Source organism: Enterococcus sp. C65 (assembly GCF_040887165.1).
In the GTDB taxonomy this organism is placed as follows: domain Bacteria; phylum Bacillota; class Bacilli; order Lactobacillales; family Enterococcaceae; genus Enterococcus_B; species Enterococcus_B hirae.
The window spans coordinates 1-1,801 of record NZ_JBFOFG010000023.1; the positions used below are offsets into that span (position 1 = coordinate 1).

The window sequence follows — 1,801 nt, forward strand, 5'->3', positions numbered from 1 at the left end:
CATAATAGAGCGTGGCGTAAGGTCTACCAGTTGGGCAAGATATTCCTGTGTCCACCCTTTTGCTTCCCGAGCTTTTTTTATCGCTATACCTAACGGCTTAAAATCAAGTTTTCTTTCATCTTGGTACATTTTAATATCACCCTATATCATTGTACATTTCGGGTGATGATATTTGAACGAAGTATGATTTTATGTTTAGTAGTGTATAATTTCGTATTAGTGGAGAGAAACTTGCTATTATTCGTCATTCCGTATATAATAATTATATACTCTTTGCGAAAGGAAGTTGATATTATGGATTACATTTCTGTGAAAGCCGCTTCTGAAAAATGGGGCATATCGGAAAGACGGATACAAAAATTATGTGAGGAAAATCGCATTGACGGAACTGAAAAATTTGGTCGTGCATGGATGATACCAAAAGATGCAGAAAAACCCGTTGATGGACGTATGAAAACAAGGAACAAACAGGAGGAGAATCATGGAATTTAATGAAAAGCTACAACAGCTTAGGACTGGAAAGAACTTAACGCAGGAACAACTTGCGGAGCAATTATATGTATCAAGAACAGCCATTTCAAAATGGGAAAGCGGCAAGGGTTACCCTAACATTGAGTCGCTCAAGTGTATTTCTAAATTCTTTTCTGTGACCATAGATGAACTACTATCGGGCGAAGAACTGATTACACTTGCCGAAACTGAAAATCGTTCCAACTTGAAAAAGATTTACAACTATATTTATGGAATATTGGATATGATGGCAGTTGCGTTTATATTTCTTCCGTTATATGGAAACTCTGTTGGCGGTTATGTTTATGCGGTCAATCTACTATCATTTACAGCCACCACACCATTCAATCTTGCAGTCTACTGGAGTGCTTTTGCCGCCTTGATTGTAATAGGGATTGCTAAAATAATACTTACCCATTTAGATAAAGAAACATGGGGCGGCATTGCTACAAAATGCTCCCTTGGACTCACTGCTTTGGCTATCTGTTTCTTAGCAGCAGCAAGAGAACCATATATAACAGCACTTATGTTTCTGCTGTTTGTCGCAAAAATAGTTGTTTGGATTAAGCAGAACGGAACAAAGTAAAAACGATATAAATCCCTTGAAATAGGCTCTGACACGATAAGTGTCGGGGCTTTTTTTCATGTTGACATGATAGATGTAGGCGATGTGACGGTAGGTTTCTTGGCTTTTGATATAGCTCCTGTGATAATAAAATTGTGGTCAGTGAAAACAAGAACAGCAACCAACGGAAAGGAAAATCAAATATGGATTATATCATTGAAACAGAAAATCTTACGAAGCGATACGGAACAGCCACCGTTGTCGATAAGGTCAATCTTCATGTGCCAACGGGCAAAATTTATGGTTTGCTCGGCAGAAACGGAGCAGGCAAAACCACAGCAATGAAAATGATGTTGCAGCTTGCTCTCCCAACGGATGGAACGGTACGCTTGTTTGGCACAAACTATAAGGAAAATATCCATACCCTTTATAGCAAAGTAGGCTCTATTATCGAAACACCGGGATTTTACAGTAATTTAACAGGGTATGAGAATTTGCAAATTCTCGCTAAACTGCGAGGGGGAGTATCTAAAAGTGGAGTAGAAAAAGCTCTTGAAGTTGTGGGGCTGCATAAAGAGAAAAGAAAAGTCTTTTCCGATTATTCCCTCGGAATGAAGCAACGGCTTGGTATTGCCGCCGCCATTATGCACGAGCCGGAGCTTTTAATACTTGACGAACCGATTAACGGACTTGACCCCATTGGAATAGTTGAAATACGCTCATTTT

General features: G+C 39.2%; 3 protein-coding genes and 1 pseudogene. 3 read left to right on the plus strand and 1 reads right to left on the minus strand.

Annotation, left to right across the window (positions count from 1 at the left end):
- Nucleotides 1-129: helix-turn-helix transcriptional regulator (locus AB3I12_RS13250; RefSeq protein WP_002383643.1), on the minus strand; the 129-nt coding region annotated here is incomplete at its 3' end.
- A 165-nt stretch (nt 130-294) separates the two neighbouring features.
- On the opposite strand from AB3I12_RS13250, the gene AB3I12_RS13255 reads away from it, so the two are divergent.
- The 3 genes and pseudogenes from AB3I12_RS13255 to bcrA all read left to right on the plus strand — a co-directional run.
- Complete coding sequence (locus AB3I12_RS13255) at nt 295-492, plus strand: helix-turn-helix domain-containing protein (protein WP_000384569.1); 198 nt, start codon at nt 295-297, stop codon at nt 490-492.
- Entirely contained in the window at nt 482-1,096 is a 615-nt protein-coding gene (gene bcrR, locus AB3I12_RS13260; protein WP_000395511.1) for a bacitracin resistance transcriptional activator BcrR, read from the plus strand. Before AB3I12_RS13255 ends, bcrR begins: the two co-directional genes overlap by 11 nt.
- A gap of 182 nt (nt 1,097-1,278) precedes the next feature.
- Nucleotides 1,279-1,801 (plus strand): annotated as a pseudogene (gene bcrA / locus AB3I12_RS13265) (bacitracin ABC transporter ATP-binding protein BcrA); the annotation flags it as partial.

Coding starts and splice junctions, on each gene's coding strand:
- AB3I12_RS13255 (WP_000384569.1), top strand. CDS start 295: ATGGATTACATTTCTGTGAAAGCCGCTTCTGAAAAATGGGGCATATCG.
- bcrR (WP_000395511.1), top strand. CDS start 482: ATGGAATTTAATGAAAAGCTACAACAGCTTAGGACTGGAAAGAACTTA.